Here is an 18,839-nt window from a genome sequence, read left to right as displayed (position 1 = left end):
AGCCACCAATGAAAAGCCCCGGCATTGCCGGGGCTTTTTCTGTTCCGCTGCAGGCCGCAGGACTCAGCGCAGGCCGGTCTCGTTGCGGGCGATGACCATCCGCTGGATTTCCGAGGTGCCTTCGTAGATCTCGGTGATCTTGGCATCGCGGAAGTAGCGTTCCAGCGGCATTTCCTTGGAATACCCCATGCCGCCGTGGATCTGCACCGCCTGGTGGGCGATCCACATCGCCGCCTCCGACGCGGTCAGCTTGGCGACCGCCGCCTCGGTGGAGAAGCGTTTGCCTTGCAACTTGACCCACGCCGCGCGCAGCGTCAGCAACATCGCCGCATCCAGCTTGCACTTCATGTCGGCGATCTTGGCCTGGACCATCTGGAAGGTGCCGATCGGCGCACCGAAGGATTTGCGCTCCTGCACATAGGCCAGCGAGGCCTCGTAGGCGGCACGGGCGATGCCCACGGCCTGCGAGGCGATGCCGATACGACCCCCGTCCAGCAGGCTCATCGCGATCTTGAACCCCTGGCCTTCCTGGCCGATCACCTCGTCGGCAGTGGCCACGTAGTCCTGGAACTCGATCTCGCAGGTTGCCGAGGCGCGCACGCCCAGCTTCGGCTCGGTCTTGCCGCGACCGAAGCCCGGCTTGGTGGTGTCGATCATGAACGCGGTGATGCCACGGGCGCCCTGTTCCGGATCGGTCATCGCAAACAGCACGATGTAGCGCGCCACCGGGCCGGAGGTGATCCAGCTCTTCTGGCCGTTGATCACGAACGAGCCGTCGGCCTGCTTCACGGCTCGGCAGCGCATCGCCGTGGCATCGGAGCCGGACTGCGATTCGGTCAACGCGAAGGCGCCGATCTCACGGCCTTCGGCAATGGCACGCACGTACAGCTGCTTCTGCGCCTCGGTGCCGTAGGCCAGCACCGCATTGCAGAACAGCGAGTTGTTGACCGACATGATGGTGGCGTGGGCGGCATCGGCGGCCGACACCTCCACGATGGCCAGCACGCTGGAGATCGGGTCCATGCCCGAGCCGCCGTACTCGACCGGCACCTCGATGCCCATCAGGCCGTTCTCGCCGAGCAGGCGGATGTTCTCCAGCGGGTACTCGCCGGTGGCATCGAAATGCTCGGCACTGGGGGCGATCTTCTCTTTGGCGATGCGGCGCGCGACATCCTGCAGCATCAATTGTTCGTCGGAAAAACTGAAGTCCACTACACCCCTCCCAGGGCTCACGAGGTTGCAATTGTAACCATCGCGCCCGGTTGCGGCCTATGCCTCGCCTTGACCCTGCCCCCGCGGAGAGGAGAAAATATCTCTATATCGCGATAGGTAGATATTTATGGATCTAGAAGACTGGTCGACCCGTCTGAAAGTGTTCGCCGATGCGACGCGCGTGCGTCTGCTGACGCTGCTGGAACAGGAAGAACTGACCGTGGCCGAGCTGTCGGCCATCACCACACTGGCGCAGCCGCGGGTCTCGACCCATCTGGCGCGCCTGAAGGAAGCCGGGCTGGTGCGCGACCGCCGCGCCGGGGTCTCGGCCTATTACCGCTTCGACGAGGCCGCGCTGGATCCGGCGCAGCGCGCATTGTGGCATGCCCTGAGCACCGGCAGCGATGATCCGTTGCTGCGCCAGGATGCGGAACGGGTGCCTGCGGTGCTGGCCATGCGCGCCGCCGACCAGAACTGGGCCGACAGTGTGGCCGGCGACATGGAGCGCCATTACTCGCCTGGCCGCACCTGGGAAGCGCTGGCGCGCAGCGCGCTGCCGCTGCTGGAAACCGGTGACGTGCTCGATATCGCCTCCGGCGACGGCGTGCTGGCCGAACTGCTGGCGCCGCACGCGCAGCGTTATGTCTGCATCGACACCAGCGCCCGCGTGGTCGCCGCCGCCAGCGAGCGCCTGCGCAAGCTGGCCAACGTCGAAGTGCTCGAAGGCGACATGCACAAACTGCCTTTCGAGGACGGCAGCTTTGATCTGGTGGTGCTGATGCACGCGCTGACCTACGCCAGCCAGCCGGCCAAGGCCGTGGCCGAATGCGCCCGGGTCGTGCGTCCTGGCGGCCGGCTGATGCTGTGCAGCCTGGCCCGGCACGAGCACAAGGCGGCGGTGGAGGCCTACGGCCACGTCAATCTCGGCTTCACCGACAAGGAACTGCGCAAGTTCGTCGAAAAGGCCGGACTGGAAGTCTCCAGCCTGGAAACCGTGACCCGCGAGAAGCGCCCGCCGCATTTCGAAGTCATCTCCCTGATCGCCCACAAACCCTGATCACGTCACAGCGAGTCCCCACGCCATGCGTTCCCTCCCCTGGCTCCATCCCGAGCGTGTCGCCAAACTGCTGCAGGCACTTGAGCAGCGCATCCTGATCATCGACGGTGCCATGGGCACGATGATCCAGCGCCACCGTCTGGAAGAAGGCGACTACCGCGGTGAGCGCTTCGCGGGGGGCTTCGACAGCCAGCACGCGCATGGCCCGGGCTGCGAACACGACCTGAAAGGCAACAACGACCTGCTGCTGCTGACCCGGCCTGAAGTGATCGCCGGCATCCACACCGCCTACCTGGAAGCCGGCGCGGACCTGCTGGAAACCAACACCTTCAACGCCACCGCCGTCAGCCAGGCCGACTATCACCTGGAGCACCTGGTCTACGAGTTGAACAAGGCCGGCGCGCAGGTCGCGCGCCAGTGCTGCGATGCCATCGAGGCGACCACGCCGGACAAGCCGCGCTTTGTGATCGGTGTGCTCGGCCCGACCAGCCGCACCGCCTCGATCAGCCCCAATGTCAACGACCCGGGTTTCCGCAACACCAGCTTCGACGAGTTGCGCGGTACCTACCGCGAGGCCATCGAAGGCCTGATCGACGGTGGCGCCGACACGCTGATGGTGGAAACCATCTTCGACACGCTCAACGCCAAGGCCGCGCTGTTCGCGATCGAGGAAGTGTTCGAGGCGCGCGGCGGCCGCCTGCCGGTCATGATCTCCGGCACCATCACCGATGCCTCCGGACGCACCCTGTCCGGGCAGACGGCCGAGGCGTTCTATGCCTCGGTCGCGCACGGCCAGCCGCTGTCGATCGGCTTCAACTGCGCGCTCGGCGCCACCGACATGCGCCCGCATGTGGAAACCCTGGCGCAGATCGCCACCGGCTATGTCAGCGCGCACCCCAACGCGGGCCTGCCCAACGCCTTTGGCGAATACGACGAGACCCCGGAAGAAATGGCCACCACGCTCAAGGAGTTCGCCCAGTCCGGGCTGCTGAACCTGGTGGGCGGCTGCTGCGGCACCTCGCCGGAGCATATCCGCGCCATCGCCGCTGCAGTGGCCGGGCTCCCCCCGCGTGCGCTGCCGTCGCGGCAGGAGCAGGCGGCATGAGCCATCCGCCGTATACCCGGCTGTCGGGACTGGAACCGCTGGTCATCACCCCGGACCTGCTGTTCATCAACGTCGGTGAGCGTACCAACGTCACCGGCAGCGCCCAGTTCCGCAAGCTGATCAAGGAAGAGCGTTACGAGGAAGCGGTCGAGGTTGCCCGCCAGCAGGTCGCCAGCGGCGCGCAGATCCTCGACGTGAACATGGACGAGGGTCTGATCGACTCCGAGAAAGCGATGACCCGCTATCTCAACCTGATCATGTCCGAGCCGGACATCGCCCGCATTCCGGTGATGGTCGACTCCTCCAAGTGGAGCGTGATCGAGGCCGGGCTCAAATGCCTGCAGGGCAAGAGCGTGGTCAATTCGATCTCGCTGAAGGAAGGCGAAGCGGCGTTCATCGAACACGCCCGGCTGGTGCGCCGCTACGGCGCCGCCGCGGTGGTGATGGCGTTCGACGAAGTCGGCCAGGCCGACACCTGCGCGCGCAAGGTGGAAATCTGCACGCGCGCCTACCGCATCCTCACCGAAGACGTGGGCTTCCCGCCCGAAGACATCATCTTCGATCCGAACATCTTTGCCGTGGCCACCGGCATCGAGGAGCACGACAACTACGCGGTCGACTTCATCGAAGCCACCCGCATCATCAAGCGGACCCTGCCGCACTGCCATGTCTCCGGCGGCGTGTCGAACGTATCGTTCTCCTTCCGTGGCAACGAGACCGTGCGCCAGGCGATCCACTCGGTGTTCCTGTACCACGCCATCAGGGCCGGCATGGACATGGGCATCGTCAACGCCGGTGCGATGCCGATCTACGACGATCTGGACCCGGAACTGCGCGAGCGCGTGGAGGATGTGATCCTCAACCGGAGCAGCGACGGTACCGAACGGCTGCTGGAAATCGCCGAGCGCTACAAAGGCAGGAAGGGCGAGAAGAAGGTGGAGGACCTGGCCTGGCGTGACACGCCGGTGCGCGAGCGCCTGGCCCATGCCCTGGTGCATGGCCTGGACGCCTGGGTGGAGGAAGATACCGAAGACGCCCGCCAGCAATCCACCCGCCCGCTGGATGTGATCGAAGGCCCGCTGATGGATGGCATGAACGTGGTCGGGGACCTGTTCGGCGCCGGCAAGATGTTCCTGCCGCAGGTGGTCAAATCCGCCCGTGTGATGAAAAAGGCCGTGGCCTACCTGCTGCCGTATATCGAGGCGGAGAAGGCGCGCACCGGCGATACCGCAAAGTCCAATGGCAAGATCATCATGGCCACGGTCAAGGGTGACGTGCACGATATCGGCAAGAACATCGTCGGCGTAGTGCTTGCCTGCAACAACTTCGAGGTCGTGGACCTGGGCGTGATGGTGCCGGCGCAGAAGATTCTCGATGCCGCCCGTGAGCATCAGGCCGACATCATCGGCCTGTCCGGGCTGATCACCCCGTCACTGGAGGAGATGAGCCACGTCGCCCGGGAAATGCAGCGCCAGGGCTTCGAGCTGCCGCTGCTGATTGGTGGCGCCACCACCTCGCGCGCGCACACCGCGCTGAAGATCGATCCGTTCTACAACGCGCCGACGGTGTGGGTGAAGGACGCCTCGCGCGCGGTCGGCGTGGCCCAGTCGCTGATCTCGCGCGAACTGCGCGACAGTTTCGTCGCCGCCAATGACGCCGACTACGCCGATATCCGCCAGCGCCACCGCAACCGCGGCGACGCCAAGCGGCTGGTGTCGCTGGAGCACGCCCGCGGCCAGCGTTTCCAGTGCGACTGGCAACAGTACGAACCAGCGGTGCCGGCGCAGCCCGGTATCCACGTGTTCGACGACTACCCGCTGGAGGACCTGCTGCCGGTCATCGACTGGACGCCGTTCTTCCAGGCCTGGGAGCTGGCCGGCAAGTTCCCGGCCATCCTCACCGACGAGGTCGTCGGCCCGCAGGCCAGCGACCTGTACCGCGATGCCCGCGCCATGCTGGAGCGGATCATCAGTGAGAAGTGGCTGACCGCCCGCGCGGTGTTCGGCCTGTGGCCGGCCAACAGCCGCGGCGACGATGTGATCGTCCACAACGCCGAACAACCCACCACCCTGCACTTCCTGCGCCAGCAGGTGGACAAGCCGGCCGAGCGCCCGGATTTCTGCCTTGCCGACTTTATCGCCCCGGAAACCAGTGGCCGGCAGGACTGGATCGGCGCCTTCGCGGTCACCGCCGGCATCGGTATCGAGCCGCACGTGGCCCGCTTCGAGGCCGATCACGACGACTACAACGCGATCCTGCTCAAGGCCCTGGCTGACCGTCTGGCCGAAGCGCTGGCCGAGCGCCTGCACCAGCGTGTACGTACCGAATTCTGGGGCTATGACCGCCACGAGCAGCTCGACAACGAGGCCCTGATCGCCGAGAAGTACCGCGGCATCCGCCCGGCTCCTGGCTATCCGGCCTGCCCGGAGCACAGCGAGAAGCAGACCCTGTTCGCGATGCTCGGCGCCGAAGGGATCGGCATGTCGCTGACTGAAAGCTTCGCCATGCTGCCGACCGCCGCGGTATCGGGCTACTACTTCAGCCACCCGCAGAGCCAGTATTTCGTGGTGGGCCGTGTATCCAAGGAGCAGGTCAACGATTACGCCAGGCGCAAGGGCGTGGAGCGGGCGCAGGTGGAAAGGTGGTTGGCCTCCAACCTGGACTACGACCCCGAATGAGGCTTGGCGTCCTGCGTCCCTGCAGGGCGCAGGGCGCCTCCATTGGATGACCGGCGGCGCGGCGGCTCCGCAGGCCGCCCCTAGTCCTGCTCCTGGCCCAGCATCCGGATCAGCCGCGCCGCCAGTGCCTTGACCTCTGGCCCGGCGGAGGGACGGTGCAGCAGCACCCGCTCGATGCTGTCGATCAGCGGCAGCCCGCTGGCCAGTCCCAGCACCGTGTGGCCGGCGGTTACCGCGCGTGCGGGCAACAGGCTGATGCCCAGCCCGTCAGCGACCGCCGCCTGCAGTCCCCCCAGGCTGGAGCTGGTGAAGCTGATCCGCCAGCGGCGCCCGAGCGCCTCGATGGCGTCGATCATGTCCTCGCGGTACAGCCCGCGCGGCGGAAACGCCACCAGCGGCACCGGGTTCTGCGCGAACGCCGGTGCCGAAGCCGCATCGACCCAGCACATCGGCTCCGGCCAGCAGGCCACGCCGTCACGGCTGCCACGGCGCTGCTTGAGCAGCACCAGGTCGAGTTCGCCGCGGTCATAGCTGTCGCCCAGCGCCCGGCTCAGGCCGCTGCTGACTTCCAGCTTCACCTGCGGATGCTCACGGCTGAAGACGGCCAGCAGCCGGGTGGTACGGCCACCGGCGAAATCCTCCGGCACACCCAGCCGGATCGTGGCCGTGGCGCCCTCGCCGGAAAGCGCATCGGACAGCTCCTCGTTCAATGCCAGCATCCGCCGCGCATAGCCCAGCACGGTTTCGCCGATATCGGTCGGTCGCGCATCGCGCACGCCGCGGTCCAACAACCGGTGCCCGGCCAGTTCCTCCAGCCGCCGCACCTTCTGGCTGATGGTGGACTGGGTCGAGTGCAGGCGCGCAGCCGCAGCGGTGAAACCACCGCAGTCGGCCACGGTCACCAGTGCCCGCAGCAGATCCAGATCGAACAGGGATCTATTCGATTTCGCACTGGTAGCCATCGTTACATTTCATTTCTGGATGGGTGAAAGGGCTTGTAGCATCGACCCGCAACCGGTGCAAACCGTCGCGCCCCACCCCGGTGCCCGCTCCACGGCACGCCACATCGCAGAGACAGGAGACGGCGATGTCCGCACGACATTGGATCACCGCCCAGTTGCTGGCCAGCGCCATGCTGGCGTCGTGCGCGGCCGGCGCTGACGACAGGGGGCTGTCGCGCCAGCTGTTCCAGGCGGCCGAAGCCGGCAACGTCGAGACGGTACGCGGCCTGCTGGCGCAGGGCGCCGACATTCACGCCCGCGACAAAAAAGACCGCACCCCGCTGCTGGCCGCCGTCCACCAGCGCCAGATAGGAACGGCACGGCTGCTGATGGAAGCCGGTGCCGACGTCAATGCCAGGGATTCGATCCAGGACACCACCTACCTGTATGCCGGCGCCAGCGGGCAGGTGGAGATCCTGAAGATGACGCTGGCCCACGGCGCCGATCTGCGCAGCACCAACCGCTACGGCGGTACCGCGCTGATTCCGGCTGCCGAGCGTGGCCATGTGGAAACCGTGCGCACGCTGATCGAGGCCGGCATCGACGTGGACCACGTCAACCGGCTTGGCTGGACCGCGCTGCTGGAGGCGATCATTCTCGGCGATGGCGGCGTCGCCCATCAGCAGATCGTGCGCATGCTGATCGATGCCGGTGCCGACGTGAACCTTCCCGACAGCTATGGCATCTCCCCCCTGCAACGCGCCCGCCAGCGCCAGCAGGCCGCTATCGTGCGCCTGCTGGTCGCCGCCGGCGCGCACTGACCCCTTTACTCCGCTGTGCGGCCCGCCGCACGCCACTGGACACCGCTGATGAAAACCACGCTTTCCCTCGCCCTGTCAGGCCTGCTGCTGGCGGTCGCGCCCGCCGCACTGGCGGCACGTTCCACCGCCGACGTGCTGATCCGCCACGCCACCGTGGTCGACGTCGAACACGGCAGCACCCGCCCCGGCCAGACGGTGGTGATCCGCGGTGACGACATCGTCGCCGTCGGCGATGACAAGACGCTGGCCGGCCAGTGGCGCGCCGCCACGACCATCGATGCGAAGAACCGCTACCTGATCCCCGGCCTGTGGGACATGCACGTGCATTTCGGCGGCGGCCCGGCGCTGATCGAGGAGAACAAGGCGCTGCTGCCGCTGTACGTGGCCCATGGCATCACCACCGTGCGCGACGCCTCCGGCGATCTGGCCGAACAGGTGCTGTCCTGGCGCGGGCAGATCGCCAACGGGCAGCTGTTCGGGCCGCAGCTGTTCACTTCCGGTGCCAAGATCGAGGGACTCAAGCCGGTCTGGAAAGGCACACTCGAAGCCGGCGATGAGGCCGGCGTGGACGCCGCCTTGGACCGCGAGCAGCGCGACCAGGTGGACTTCGTCAAGATCACCGACAGCACGCTGTCCCCGGAGCTGTTCCTGTACGCGCTGAGCGAAGCCAAAAAGCGCGGTCTGCGCACTTCCGGGCACATCCCGATGGCGCTGACCGTGGGCCAGGCCGTGGATGCCGGCATCAGCTCGATCGAACACCTGGACTATGCGTTCAAGGCCGGCGTGAAGGAGGAGGCGGCCATCGCCGCGGATTTCGCCGCCGGCCGCATCGACCGTGCCGAGGCCAACCGCCGCCTGTCGGCCGGTTTCGACCGCGATACCGCCATGGCCGCCTACCGTCGCTTCGCCGCGCTGGGTGTCGCGGTCACGCCGACGCTGGACGGTGGCCGCATCCTCGACTTCCTCGACAGCGAGCCGCACGACAACGACGCCTACCTGGCCTACATCGGCCCGGGCCTGCGCAAGACCTACGAATGGCGCGTGGAGCGCGCGGCCAAGGCCACGCCGGCGCAGATCCAGGCCCGCCACGAGGGCTATGCGGAGGTCGCCAAGGTGCTACCGATGCTGCAGCAGGCCGGGGTGAACATCATGGCCGGCACCGACGCGGGCTTCCTCAACTCCTACAACTACCCGGGCATCGGCCTGCACAACGAGCTGAAGCTGTACGTGCGCGAAGGCCTGACTCCGCAGCAGGCGCTGGTCGCGGCCACCCGCGCCGGCCCGCAATGGTTCGGCACGCTGCACCGCTACGGCGCGGTGGAAGCAGGCAAGGCCGCCGACCTGGTGCTGCTGGAGCGCAACCCGCTGCAGGACATCGAGGCCACCCGCGCCATCGACACGGTGATCCTGCGCGGCCAGGTGCTCGACCGCGCCGCGCTGGACGCGCTGCTGACCGAGGCCAAGGCCAAAGTGGCTGCCTGGGATGCCGGCCAAACGCGTTGAGACGGATGCCTGCTGAGCGGTCACCCGCCAAAAGGTGACCGCGCTGCTGCCCGCGGAGACGGGCACAAGGCACAATAGCCGGCGCGGCTCAGCCGCGCCCCCGCCCCCACCCGCGCCGCTGGCGCCTTGTGATGACCGCCGCTTCCCTGCCACGCCCATCCGTGCCCACCGCACGGCTGTCGAGCTTCTATTTCTTCTATTACGCCGCCCTCGGCGCGTTCACCCCGTACTGGAGCCTGTACCTGCAGTCGCGCGGGATGAGTGTCACCGCCATCAGCGTGATGATGAGCCTGTGGTATGCCACCCGGGTGGTCGCGCCCAGCACTTGGACCTCGCTGGCGGCGGCCTCGCCACGGCCGATCCGCTGGCTGCGGATCGGCTGCGTGCTGACCCTGCTCAGCTTCGCCGCCTTCCTGTTTCCCGCGCCGCAGTGGTCGATGTACGCGGTGATGATCGCGTTCTGCTTCTTCTACAACGCGGTGATGCCGCAGTTCGAATCGATCACCATCACCCATCTGGGCAGTGACAGCCACCGCTACGGCCTGATCCGCGTGTGGGGCTCGTTCGGCTTCATCGCCGTGGTCACCAGCTTCGGCTGGCTGATCGAACACCATGGCGCCGGCAAGCTGCCGTGGCTGATGCTGCCGCTGTTCGCGCTGATGATCGGCTCGGCCTTCCTCAACCGCTACGCCCGCGACATCCCCGGCGGCACCCACACCGAGGGCGGTTTCTGGGCCATCGTCCGGCAGAAGCCGGTACTGGCGTTCTTCGTCGCCGCGTTCCTCGAACAGCTCTCGTTCGGCCCCTACTACACGTTCTTCTCGCTCTACATGGACCAGCACGGCTACAGCACCTCGTTGCTGGGGCTGATGTGGACGGTAGGCGTGGTGTTCGAGGTGGCTGTGTTCTTCCTGATCTCGCGCTTCTTCCGCCGCTGGGACGCCAGCTGGCTGCTGATCATTTCCATGGCCAGCGCCGCCCTGCGCTGGTGGGCCACCGCGCTGTGGCCGGAGAACATCCCGGTGATGCTCGTCGCCCAGGCCACCCATTGCCTGGGCTTTGCCGCGTTCTTTGCCTCGGCCATGCAACTGCTGGCGCGCTACTTCCCCGGCCAGCTCAACGGCCACGGCCAGGGCCTGTTCTACGGCTTCTCCTCGGGACTGGGCGGCGTGCTGGGCGCGCTGATCGCCGGCCAGCTGTGGCGCTTCGGCGATGGCAAGGTCGCCTTCCTCGTCGGTGGCGGCTTCGCCCTGGCCGGCGCGCTGATCGCGCTGTACTGGCTGCCGCCCTCCCGACAGGCCCGGCGGGCCGCGGGCTAGCAGATACCTGTGCAGGCAGCCATTCCCCACGCAGGAAGCGCCGTCCGCCGCGGAGGCGAGTCGCTTGCAGGGCCACTGCGCCTGTTGCCGGTGCGGATCGTCAGCCTCGAGGCGAGCCGCGCCCCAAACCGTAGCCGACGCCGCACATGGAAAAAGACAGGCCAGCGGCCTGTCTTTTCTGTCACACCGAGGCGGCCGGAACCGCTTTACCAGACCAGGTCGTCCGGCACCTGGTACATCGGATCGGCATACGGATCGGCTTCGGCCGGCGCGTTCGGGTCGATCTTCAGCGCCACCGAGGGCGCGAACACCTGCTCGGCCTCGGCCAGGACCGCCGCGGTGACCAGCAGGTAGCGACCGTTCTGCTGCAACACCCCCAGCTCGCCGGCATTGAGCGCCTTGAGCTGGTCGGCATTGACATAGATGCGCTTGATCTTGCCGCCGTACTCGAAGTGCCGGGCGATATCGGCCTCAGGATCGTTCAGTCCCTTGTCCTTGATCAGCTCGTCGAGCCTGGCGCGGGCTTCGCGGCGCAGGCGGGCTTCTTCCTGCTTCCGGCGCTCGGCCTCGATGCGCTCGTCCTTCTCGCGCTGGGCACGGATGGCGTAGGCCTTGGCCAGATCGATGTCTTCCTGCGAGCGCGGCTTGCGCGCGCCCTGCGGCCGGCCCTGGCCGGGCTTGCCCTGCCCTGCTTTGGGAGCGCCGGCAGCGGCAGACGGACGACCGCCCGACTTGCCGTGCGGACGGCCATCGCGGCGTTGATCGGGTTTGCGCTCCGGCTTGGGCGCAGATTTGAAGCCCAGCCCGAGGAGCTGGTCGCGGAGTGTGTCGCTCATAGGTAACCGTCAGTAATGCGGGGGCGGTGGTTCGTCGGCGGCATCGGCATAGAGCGCGGTACGCACCTTGCCCAGATCGTCCAGCAGGTGCCGCAGCAGGTCGGCGTTGCGCGAGCCCTGCATGCGGGCATCGGCCAGGGCTTCGCTCATTTCGGCCAGTGCCTGCTCCTGGAAGGAGACCCGCATTTCCAGCTCAACCAGACGGGCTTCGAGCGCTTGTTCGCGCTCGTTCGGGGAAAACTCATGCATGCAGGGAACGTCCTCGGCCAATGCCGTAATAAGCGAGGCCTGCGGCCTCTATTTCCTGCGGGTCGTACAGATTGCGCCCATCGAACACCACCGCATCCCCGAGCGCCTCGCGCAGACGGACAAAATCGGGGCTGCGGAACTGCTTCCACTCGGTGACCACGATCAGCGCGTCGGCACCTTCCAGTGCCTCGAACGCGGACTCGCACAACATCAGATCCTTGCGCTCACCGAAAACACGACGGGCTTCGCCCATCGCCTCGGGATCATAGGCTCGCACCCGCGCGCCGGCCTCCCACAACTGCGCCAGCAGCCGCCGGCTGGGGGCGGCGCGCATGTCATCGGTATTGGGCTTGAACGCCAGGCCCCATACCGCAAACGTCTTGCCCCGCACGCCTTCATCCTCGCCCCGGTCGTAATGGCGCTGGATCAGGGTGAACAGGTGGCCCTTCTGCGCCTCGTTGACCGCTTCCACCGCCTCCAGCAGCCGGGGCGTATGCCCGTGCTGGGCGGCGGTGCGCGCCAGCGCCTGCACATCCTTGGGAAAGCAGGAGCCGCCGTAACCGGCGCCGGGATAGATGAAGTGCCAGCCGATGCGCGGGTCCGAACCGATGCCCTGGCGGACCTGTTCGATATCCGCCCCCACGCGCTCGGCGATATTGGCGATCTCATTCATGAAGCTGATCTTGGTCGCCAGCATCGCGTTGGCCGCGTACTTGGTCAGCTCGGCCGAACGCACATCCATCTCCACCACACGGTCGCGCTTGCGGTTGAACGGGGCATACAGACGGCGCAGGACGGTCACCGCGCGCGCATCGTCCGCACCGATGATGATCCGGTCCGGCCGCAGGCAGTCGGCCACCGCATCGCCTTCCTTGAGGAACTCCGGGTTGGAGACCACATCAAAGGCGACCCGGGCGCCGCGGGCGGAAAACTCCTCGGCGATCACCGCGCGGACCTTGTCGGCGGTACCGACCGGCACCGTCGACTTGTTGACCACCACTGCCGGATGGTCCAGGTGGCGACCGATCGTGCGGGCCACGGCCAGCACATATTGCAGGTCGGCACTGCCGTCCTCATCGGGCGGGGTGCCGACTGCAATGAAGATCACCTGAGCATGGGCGATGGCGCCGGCCGCTTCGGTGGTGAAGGCCAGCCGCCCGGCGGCGTGGTTGGCCTGCACCAGTGGCGCCAATCCCGGTTCGTAGATCGGGATGACGCCACGGTTCAGACCATCGATCTTGGCCTGGTCGATATCGACACAGACCACGTCATGACCGACCTCGGCCAGACAGGCTCCGGTGACGAGACCGACATAGCCTGTACCGAACATCGCGACGCGCATGGCAGCGGGAACTCCGTGGCTGTGTTACTGCAGAATACCCAGCAGTTCCACGTCAAACGTCAACGCCGCGTCAGGACCGATCGGGCCACCCGGGGTACCGGCGCTGCCGTAAGCCAGCTCCGACGGGATCCAGAAACGGTACTTGGCACCGACCGGCATCAGCGACACGCCTTCGGTCCAGCCCTTGATGACCTGGTTCAGGCCGAAATCCACCGGCTCGCCACGCTGGTAGCTGCTGTCGAACACGGTGCCGTCCAGCAGCTTGCCTTCGTAGTTCACGCGCACGCGGCTGGTCGGGACCGGACGCTCGCCGCTGCCCGGGCGGATCACCTGGTACTGCAGGCCCGAGGCGGTGGTCACCACGCCCGGCTGGGTCTTGTTCTTGGCGAGGAAGGCATTGCCTTCTTCACGGTTCTTGCCGGCCGAAGCGGCCTGCTTGGCAGTGCTGAAAGCCTGCAGCATGGCCTGCGCCTGCTGGCGGTCCATCAGCGGCGTGCCCTTGCTGAACACGGTGGTGATGGCCTGGAACACCGAGTCCAGGTCGATTTCCTTCTGGATCGGCGCCAGCGACGGGCCCACCGCATAGCTGCCCAGCATCAGGCCGACTTTTTCCTTGTCCACCGACGGCGGCTGGCTGCCCGGCGCCATACCCGGCACCTGCTGGCCGGAACGGGCCATCATCACGGTGCGCAGCGCCTGGTCGGTCTGCTGGGCCTCTTCCTGCGAGAGCAGCGGCTGGCCGCCGGCAAATGCGTTCTCGATGCCACGACGCAGTGCCGCAATGTCGACTTCCGAAGCGATGGGCTCAAACGAGCTGGCAACGTCGATGCCGATGGCGTAACCGACTTTTTCACGATCCGAGGTCAAAACAGACTTCTCCTTGGTAGCCGCCGGGGCGGCAGGTTGTTGCGACATCACGACACCCGGTGCCGCCATCGCCAGAATCAGAAGCGACGCCACGGCGCCGCGCTTTCCCATCTTCATTCGCTGCTTTCCTGGAAGTGAACAAACGCCGCGGTCGGCGCAAGGGGCGACATTGTCGCACGCACGCTGGATATGTCGAGGCGCCTCAACGCCGCGGCACGGGTGCCGCCAGCTCGCGTTCGATCGCCGCACGCAGCGCCGGATCATCCGGGCGCACCTTGCTCGGGAACTGGGCGACCACCCGCCCGTCGCGCGACACCAGATACTTGTGGAAATTCCAGCCCGGCGCCACGCCGGTGGCGCGGGTCAGGTCCCGGTACAGCGGCGTAGCTTCCGGGCCGACCACATGCACCTTCTGGAACATCGGGAATTTCACGCCATAGGTCAGCGTGCAGAACTCCTGGATCTGCGCCTCGGTGCCCGGTTCCTGACCCTTGAAGTCGTTGGAGGGGAAACCCAGCACCGCAAATCCCTGCCCCGACAGCTCCTGCTGCAGCGCCTCCAGTCCTTCGTACTGCGGAGTGAAGCCGCATTTGGAGGCGGTGTTGACGATCAACAGCACCTTGCCGCCATAGGTCCGATTCAGGTTCACCTCGCTGTTTCCCGCCAACAGGCGGTAGTCGCGGTCCAGCAGCGGCCCGGCAACGGCACTCGCCGCACCGCCAAGCGACGCCATAAAAACCATTGAAATCAGCTTTTTGCGAATTTTCAAAATCCTTCTCCTGGGCAATCGGCACTGATGGATACGTATCGGCCGTAATTTTAGTGACAGAACAGTTGCGCGGCGCCGTGTCGGTGTTATAGTTGCATACAACACCAGCCACCCTACACAGGGAGCCGAGATGAGCATCAAACGCAGCAGGCACGTACTCCAGGCAGTGATGGCCACGGGCACCCTGTTGTTGCTCGGCTGCTCGGCGGCGCCTGAAACCGGCCGTACCAACGTCCGGGATTATGCAGCCGAGGCGGCCGGTGATGAGCAGGATGCGAATGACCTTCCCAAAGCGAAGCGGCCGGTCAGGCGGATGCGAACCAGCCTGTCACTGCCCTACTTCTCCTTCGCACAGTCGCTGAACCCGCGGAGCTGACTCATGACTGATATCCAGTGGAGCGATGGTGCTCCCATCTACCGCCAGTTGAAGGATCGCGTGATCGCGATGATGCTGGACGGGCTGCTCAAGCCGGGCGATGCCCTGCCCTCGGTACGCCAGGTGGCGGCCGAATACCAGCTCAACCCGATCACGGTATCGCGTGCCTACCAGGAGTTGGCCGACGAGAACCTGGTCGAGAAGCGCCGTGGCCTGGGCATGTTCATGACCGAGGAAGCCGCGCTGAAGCTGCGTGGCAACGAGCGCGAACGTTTTCTCAAAGACGAATGGCCCGCGGTCCTGGAGCGTATCCAGCGTCTGGGGCTGACCTTGGAAGATCTGCTGCCATCGGGGACCACGCTATGAATGCCGTTACTGAACCGGTCGTTTCCGCCACCGGCCTGCGCAAGGCCTACAAGAAGAAGCCGGCACTGGACAACGCTAGCTTCTCCATCGAACCGGGCCGCATCGTCGGCCTGATCGGCCCCAACGGCGCCGGCAAGACCACGGCGCTGAAGGCCCTGCTCGGGCTGACCCCGTTCGAAGGCGAACTGCGCGTGCTGGGCATGGACCCGCGCACCCAGCGCAACGCGCTGATGAACGATGTCTGCTTCATCGCCGACGTGGCCGTGCTGCCGCGCTGGATCCGGGTCAGGGAAGCCATCGACTTCGTCGCCGGCGTGCATCCGCGCTTTGACCGCGCCCGCTGCGAGCGCTTTCTGGCCAACACCAAACTGCAGCCCAGGCAGCGGGTGCGCGAGCTGTCCAAAGGCATGGTGGTGCAGTTGCACCTGGCGCTGGTGATGGCCATCGACGCCAAGGTGCTGGTGCTGGACGAACCGACCCTGGGTCTGGACATCCTGTACCGCAAGGAGTTCTACCAGCGCCTGCTGGAAGATTATTTCGACGAGCAGAAGACGATCATCATCACCACCCACCAGGTGGAGGAGATCGAACACATCCTCACCGACGTGCTGTTCATCCGCGATGGCAGGATCGTGCTCGCCGCCGACATGGAATCGATGGCCGGGCGCTACACCGAGCTGCTGGCCTCGGCCGACACGCTGGAGGCCGCCCGCGCACTGGGCCCGATCGACGAGCGCGCCCTGCCGTTCGGCAAAACCGTGCTGCTGTATGACAACGTCGAGCGCAGCCGTGTCACCGCCCTGGGCGAAACCCGCAACCCGGGCCTGGCCGACCTGTTCGTGGCCATCATGAAGGGAACCTACGCATGAACGCCGTTCACCACATCACCCCGCTGGGCAAGTTCAAGTGGCTGCTCAAGCGCGAATACTGGGAAAACCGCGGCGGCTTCCTGTGGGCGCCGCTGATTGCCGGCGGTGTGTCCCTGCTGCTGTCGCTGATGGCGATCGTCGCCGGACTGTGGGCGGCCAACCGCGCCGCGGACAATGGCGATCTCCATATCAATGGCGTGAACGTCAATGGTCTGGACCTGAAGCTGCTGACCACACAGATGTCGCCCGCCGACATGACCAAGTGGGCCGAAGGCATGAACTTCACCCTGGTGCTCAGCTCGGCGTGGCCGTTTATCGTGCTCGGCTTCGTGGTGTTCTTCTACTGTCTGGGCGCGCTGTACGACGACCGCCGCGATCGCAGTGTGCTTTTCTGGAAGTCGATGCCACTGTCCGATACACAGACCGTACTCTCCAAGCTGTTCAGCGCGCTGGTCGTGGCACCGGTGTTGGCGGTGATCGCTGGCATCCTCACCATGCTGGGCTTCCTGCTGATGATCAGCTTGGTGGCGCTGGCCCATGGCGGCAGCCCGATGACCCTGATCTGGGGGCCAGCCAGCCCGCTGACCCTCATCGGTGGCATGTTCGCCTGGATCCCGGTCTATGCACTTTGGGCGCTGCCTACCGCTGGCTGGCTGCTGCTCTGTTCGTCCTGGGCCAAGAGCAAGCCGTTCCTGTGGGCGGTGATGTTGCCGGTGTTCGCCGGCGTGGTGGTCAGCTGGTTCGGCCTGATGAAGCTGTTTGACATGAATGCCGGCTGGTTCTGGGCCCATGTGGTCGGCCGCCTGCTGCTGGGCACCGTACCGGGTATCGAGATGGCCTACAAGGCTGACCTCAACGGCGGGCAATCGCTGCAATCGGTGCTACATGGCCTTACTCCAGCCGACCAGTTCACGACGCTGGTCAGCCCGCAGCTGTGGATTGGCGCCGTTGTCGGCATCGCCTTCATCGTTCTGGCGATCTGGCTGCGCCAGCGCCGCGACGACATCTGAACCGCCTTCCGCCATCGCAAGGAACCGAGATGAACATCAAACCCCTCCTGTTCGCCCTGGCCCTGCTGCCCGCCAGCGCCATTGCCGGGGAGCACTGCAAGTTCAGCCAGCCACAGGCCTTGGAGCTGGAGCTGGCCGGCGCCAAAGCCGTGGTATTTGAAGTCAACAGCCACGACTTGAAGCTGCAGGCCAGCCCCGGCGCCAGCGCCGCGCTGAGCGGTCGCGCCTGCGCCTCGACCCAGGATCTGCTGGGTCAGCTGTCGCTGACCCAGCGCAGGGTGGGCGACAAGCTGGTGGTCACCCTCAAGCGCGAAAGCCAGGGCCTGAATATCAACTTCAGCGGCAGCACCTACGCCTATCTGGACCTGACCGGCACCGTGCCGGACAACATCCTGGTACAGCTCAAGGTCGGCTCGGGTGACGCCACGTTGGCCGGCGCGCGCTCGATGAGCGCCGATGTCGGCTCCGGCGATGTCAGCGCCCGCGACATCAAGGGCCTGGCCACCGCGGCGGTCGGCTCCGGTGATATCCAGTTCGACAACGTCGGCGCCCTGTACCTGCTGTCACTGGGCTCGGGTGACGCCCGGATCCACGGCGTCCGCGGCGATGCACGGGTCGGAAGCATCGGCTCGGGCGACCTGGAGCTGCGCGGCGTACAGGGCGCGGTGACCATCGAAAGCCTTGGCTCGGGCGATATCGAGGTACGTGACACCCGCGGCGGCGTCAGCCTGGGCGCGATCGGCTCGGGCGATGCTGACGTCCACAACGCCGCCAGCCTGCGCGTGCAACGCGTGGGCAGCGGTTCGATCCGTCACAGTGGCGTTTCTGGCACGGTCGATCTGCCAAAAAAACGCTGACATTCCCAACCGCAACGGAAAGCACCTCATGAAAATTCCTGTCGCCCCCCTGTTCGCCCTGGTTCTGGCCCTGCCGCTGGCCGCCTGCGGTGAACGCCCCCAGACCGGTGCTCCGGGCACCGATACAGCGCTTGGCCAGAAGGTCCGCGCTGCTACCGATGAAGCCCGCAAGAAGCTGGCCGAAGGCAACATCAGCATTTCCAAGGACGGCGGCGCCAAGGTCGAGATCTCGCCCAGCGGCGAGCTGCTGATCAACGGTACTGCCGTACCGCTCGATGCCGGGCAGCAGGCACTGGTGATGCAGTACCGCGCGCAGATGGTCAAAGTGGCCGAAGCCGGTATCGATGTCGGCATAGCCGGCGCCAACCTCGGCGTCAATGCCGCCGGGGAAGCGATCAAGGGCATTTTCAGCGGCAATAGTGGACAGGTCGAAGCCCGGATCAATGCCGAAGCCGACAAGCTGAAACAGCAGGCGCAGCTGATCTGCGACCAGTTGCCCGCACTGATGGCCACCCAGCAGAAGCTGGCCGCCGCCGTACCCCAGTTCGCCCCGTACGCGAAGATGGACCAGAGCGATATCGACGATTGCCGCAGTAACGGTGAGTTCTCAGCTCCGTAAGCCGCATTGGCAGCGGGGCGGTAAACTGCCGCCCCCTGCCCCA

Annotated in this window: 19 protein-coding genes; 12 read left to right on the top strand and 7 right to left on the bottom strand. The window is 66.2% G+C overall.

Annotated elements, in window-relative coordinates; all coding sequences use genetic code 11:
* Window positions 1–63: 63 nt before the first annotated feature.
* Window positions 64–1,212 carry an acyl-CoA dehydrogenase family protein gene (locus ARC78_RS04640; RefSeq protein ID WP_057505828.1) on the bottom strand — a complete coding sequence of 383 codons (1,149 nt, stop codon included), beginning with the start codon at window positions 1,210–1,212 and terminating at the stop codon, window positions 64–66.
* Window positions 1,213–1,339: 127 nt separating this feature from the next.
* Between ARC78_RS04640 and ARC78_RS04635 the strand changes: the two genes are divergently transcribed.
* Genes ARC78_RS04635 through metH form a run of 3 tightly spaced genes read left to right on the top strand, consistent with a single transcriptional unit; the run spans window position 1,340 to window position 6,052 of the window.
* Complete coding sequence (locus ARC78_RS04635) at window positions 1,340–2,269, top strand: ArsR/SmtB family transcription factor (RefSeq protein ID WP_057505827.1); 930 nt, start codon at window positions 1,340–1,342, stop codon at window positions 2,267–2,269.
* A gap of 25 nt (window positions 2,270–2,294) precedes the next feature.
* Window positions 2,295–3,374, top strand: a complete 1,080-nt coding sequence (locus ARC78_RS04630; RefSeq protein ID WP_057505826.1) for a homocysteine S-methyltransferase family protein — start codon at window positions 2,295–2,297, stop codon at window positions 3,372–3,374.
* Window positions 3,371–6,052, top strand: a complete 2,682-nt coding sequence (metH, locus tag ARC78_RS04625) for a methionine synthase (RefSeq protein WP_054658486.1) — start codon at window positions 3,371–3,373, stop codon at window positions 6,050–6,052. Before ARC78_RS04630 ends, metH begins: the two co-directional genes overlap by 4 nt.
* Window positions 6,053–6,132: 80 nt before the next feature.
* Here metH and ARC78_RS04620 read toward each other — a convergent pair whose 3' ends face one another.
* A complete protein-coding gene (locus tag ARC78_RS04620; protein ID WP_057505825.1) occupies window positions 6,133–7,014 on the bottom strand; it encodes a LysR substrate-binding domain-containing protein in 882 nt (293 codons plus the stop codon).
* Between the two features lie 125 nt (window positions 7,015–7,139).
* Here ARC78_RS04620 and ARC78_RS04615 point away from each other — a divergent pair, with 125 nt between their 5' ends.
* The 3 genes from ARC78_RS04615 (at window position 7,140) to ARC78_RS04605 (ending at window position 10,636) form a co-directional block, all read left to right on the top strand.
* Complete coding sequence (locus ARC78_RS04615; protein ID WP_054660237.1) at window positions 7,140–7,814, top strand: ankyrin repeat domain-containing protein; 675 nt, start codon at window positions 7,140–7,142, stop codon at window positions 7,812–7,814.
* Between the two features lie 48 nt (window positions 7,815–7,862).
* Window positions 7,863–9,317, top strand: coding sequence for an amidohydrolase family protein (locus ARC78_RS04610; protein ID WP_057505824.1), 1,455 nt, complete (start codon window positions 7,863–7,865; stop codon window positions 9,315–9,317).
* Between the two features lie 131 nt (window positions 9,318–9,448).
* Complete coding sequence (locus ARC78_RS04605; RefSeq protein WP_054660624.1) at window positions 9,449–10,636, top strand: MFS transporter; 1,188 nt, start codon at window positions 9,449–9,451, stop codon at window positions 10,634–10,636.
* 206 nt (window positions 10,637–10,842) lie between these two features.
* Here ARC78_RS04605 and ARC78_RS04600 read toward each other — a convergent pair whose 3' ends face one another.
* From ARC78_RS04600 to ARC78_RS04580, 5 genes are all read right to left on the bottom strand, one after another.
* Entirely contained in the window at window positions 10,843–11,472 is a 630-nt protein-coding gene (locus tag ARC78_RS04600; RefSeq protein WP_057505823.1) for a DUF2058 domain-containing protein, read from the bottom strand.
* Window positions 11,473–11,481: 9 nt separating this feature from the next.
* Window positions 11,482–11,721, bottom strand: coding sequence for a SlyX family protein (locus ARC78_RS04595; RefSeq protein WP_054658842.1), 240 nt, complete (start codon window positions 11,719–11,721; stop codon window positions 11,482–11,484).
* The gene (locus ARC78_RS04590) at window positions 11,714–13,063 is read right to left on the bottom strand and encodes a UDP-glucose dehydrogenase family protein (protein ID WP_054658844.1); all 1,350 of its coding nucleotides are present in this window, start codon (window positions 13,061–13,063) and stop codon (window positions 11,714–11,716) included. The genes ARC78_RS04595 and ARC78_RS04590 overlap by 8 nt, the downstream gene beginning before the upstream one ends.
* Before the next feature lie 24 nt (window positions 13,064–13,087).
* Complete coding sequence (locus ARC78_RS04585; RefSeq protein WP_054658846.1) at window positions 13,088–14,047, bottom strand: FKBP-type peptidyl-prolyl cis-trans isomerase N-terminal domain-containing protein; 960 nt, start codon at window positions 14,045–14,047, stop codon at window positions 13,088–13,090.
* 85 nt (window positions 14,048–14,132) lie between these two features.
* Complete coding sequence (locus tag ARC78_RS04580) at window positions 14,133–14,672, bottom strand: glutathione peroxidase (protein WP_054658859.1); 540 nt, start codon at window positions 14,670–14,672, stop codon at window positions 14,133–14,135.
* A gap of 157 nt (window positions 14,673–14,829) precedes the next feature.
* Between ARC78_RS04580 and ARC78_RS04575 the strand changes: the two genes are divergently transcribed.
* The 6 genes from ARC78_RS04575 to ARC78_RS04550 are packed head-to-tail and all read left to right on the top strand — an operon-like array spanning window position 14,830 to window position 18,796.
* On the top strand, window positions 14,830–15,075 hold the full coding sequence (locus ARC78_RS04575) for a hypothetical protein (RefSeq protein WP_054658848.1): 246 nt from the start codon (window positions 14,830–14,832) through the stop codon (window positions 15,073–15,075).
* 3 nt (window positions 15,076–15,078) lie between these two features.
* Entirely contained in the window at window positions 15,079–15,441 is a 363-nt protein-coding gene (locus tag ARC78_RS04570) for a GntR family transcriptional regulator (protein ID WP_054658850.1), read from the top strand.
* Window positions 15,438–16,310 carry an ABC transporter ATP-binding protein gene (locus ARC78_RS04565; protein WP_054658852.1) on the top strand — a complete coding sequence of 291 codons (873 nt, stop codon included), beginning with the start codon at window positions 15,438–15,440 and terminating at the stop codon, window positions 16,308–16,310. The genes ARC78_RS04570 and ARC78_RS04565 overlap by 4 nt, the downstream gene beginning before the upstream one ends.
* The gene (locus ARC78_RS04560; protein WP_057505822.1) at window positions 16,307–17,320 is read left to right on the top strand and encodes a hypothetical protein; all 1,014 of its coding nucleotides are present in this window, start codon (window positions 16,307–16,309) and stop codon (window positions 17,318–17,320) included. The genes ARC78_RS04565 and ARC78_RS04560 overlap by 4 nt, the downstream gene beginning before the upstream one ends.
* Before the next feature lie 29 nt (window positions 17,321–17,349).
* Window positions 17,350–18,177 (top strand): GIN domain-containing protein, encoded by an 828-nt coding sequence (locus ARC78_RS04555; RefSeq protein WP_057505821.1) that lies wholly within the window; start codon window positions 17,350–17,352, stop codon window positions 18,175–18,177.
* 28 nt (window positions 18,178–18,205) lie between these two features.
* The gene (locus ARC78_RS04550; protein WP_057505820.1) at window positions 18,206–18,796 is read left to right on the top strand and encodes a DUF2884 family protein; all 591 of its coding nucleotides are present in this window, start codon (window positions 18,206–18,208) and stop codon (window positions 18,794–18,796) included.
* Window positions 18,797–18,839 lie beyond the last annotated feature (43 nt).

It is taken from the genome of Stenotrophomonas pictorum JCM 9942 (assembly GCF_001431585.1).
Lineage (GTDB): Bacteria > Pseudomonadota > Gammaproteobacteria > Xanthomonadales > Xanthomonadaceae > Stenotrophomonas > Stenotrophomonas pictorum.
Note: the sequence above shows the minus strand (reverse complement) of the source record. Positions and strands in the feature narration are given on the sequence as shown.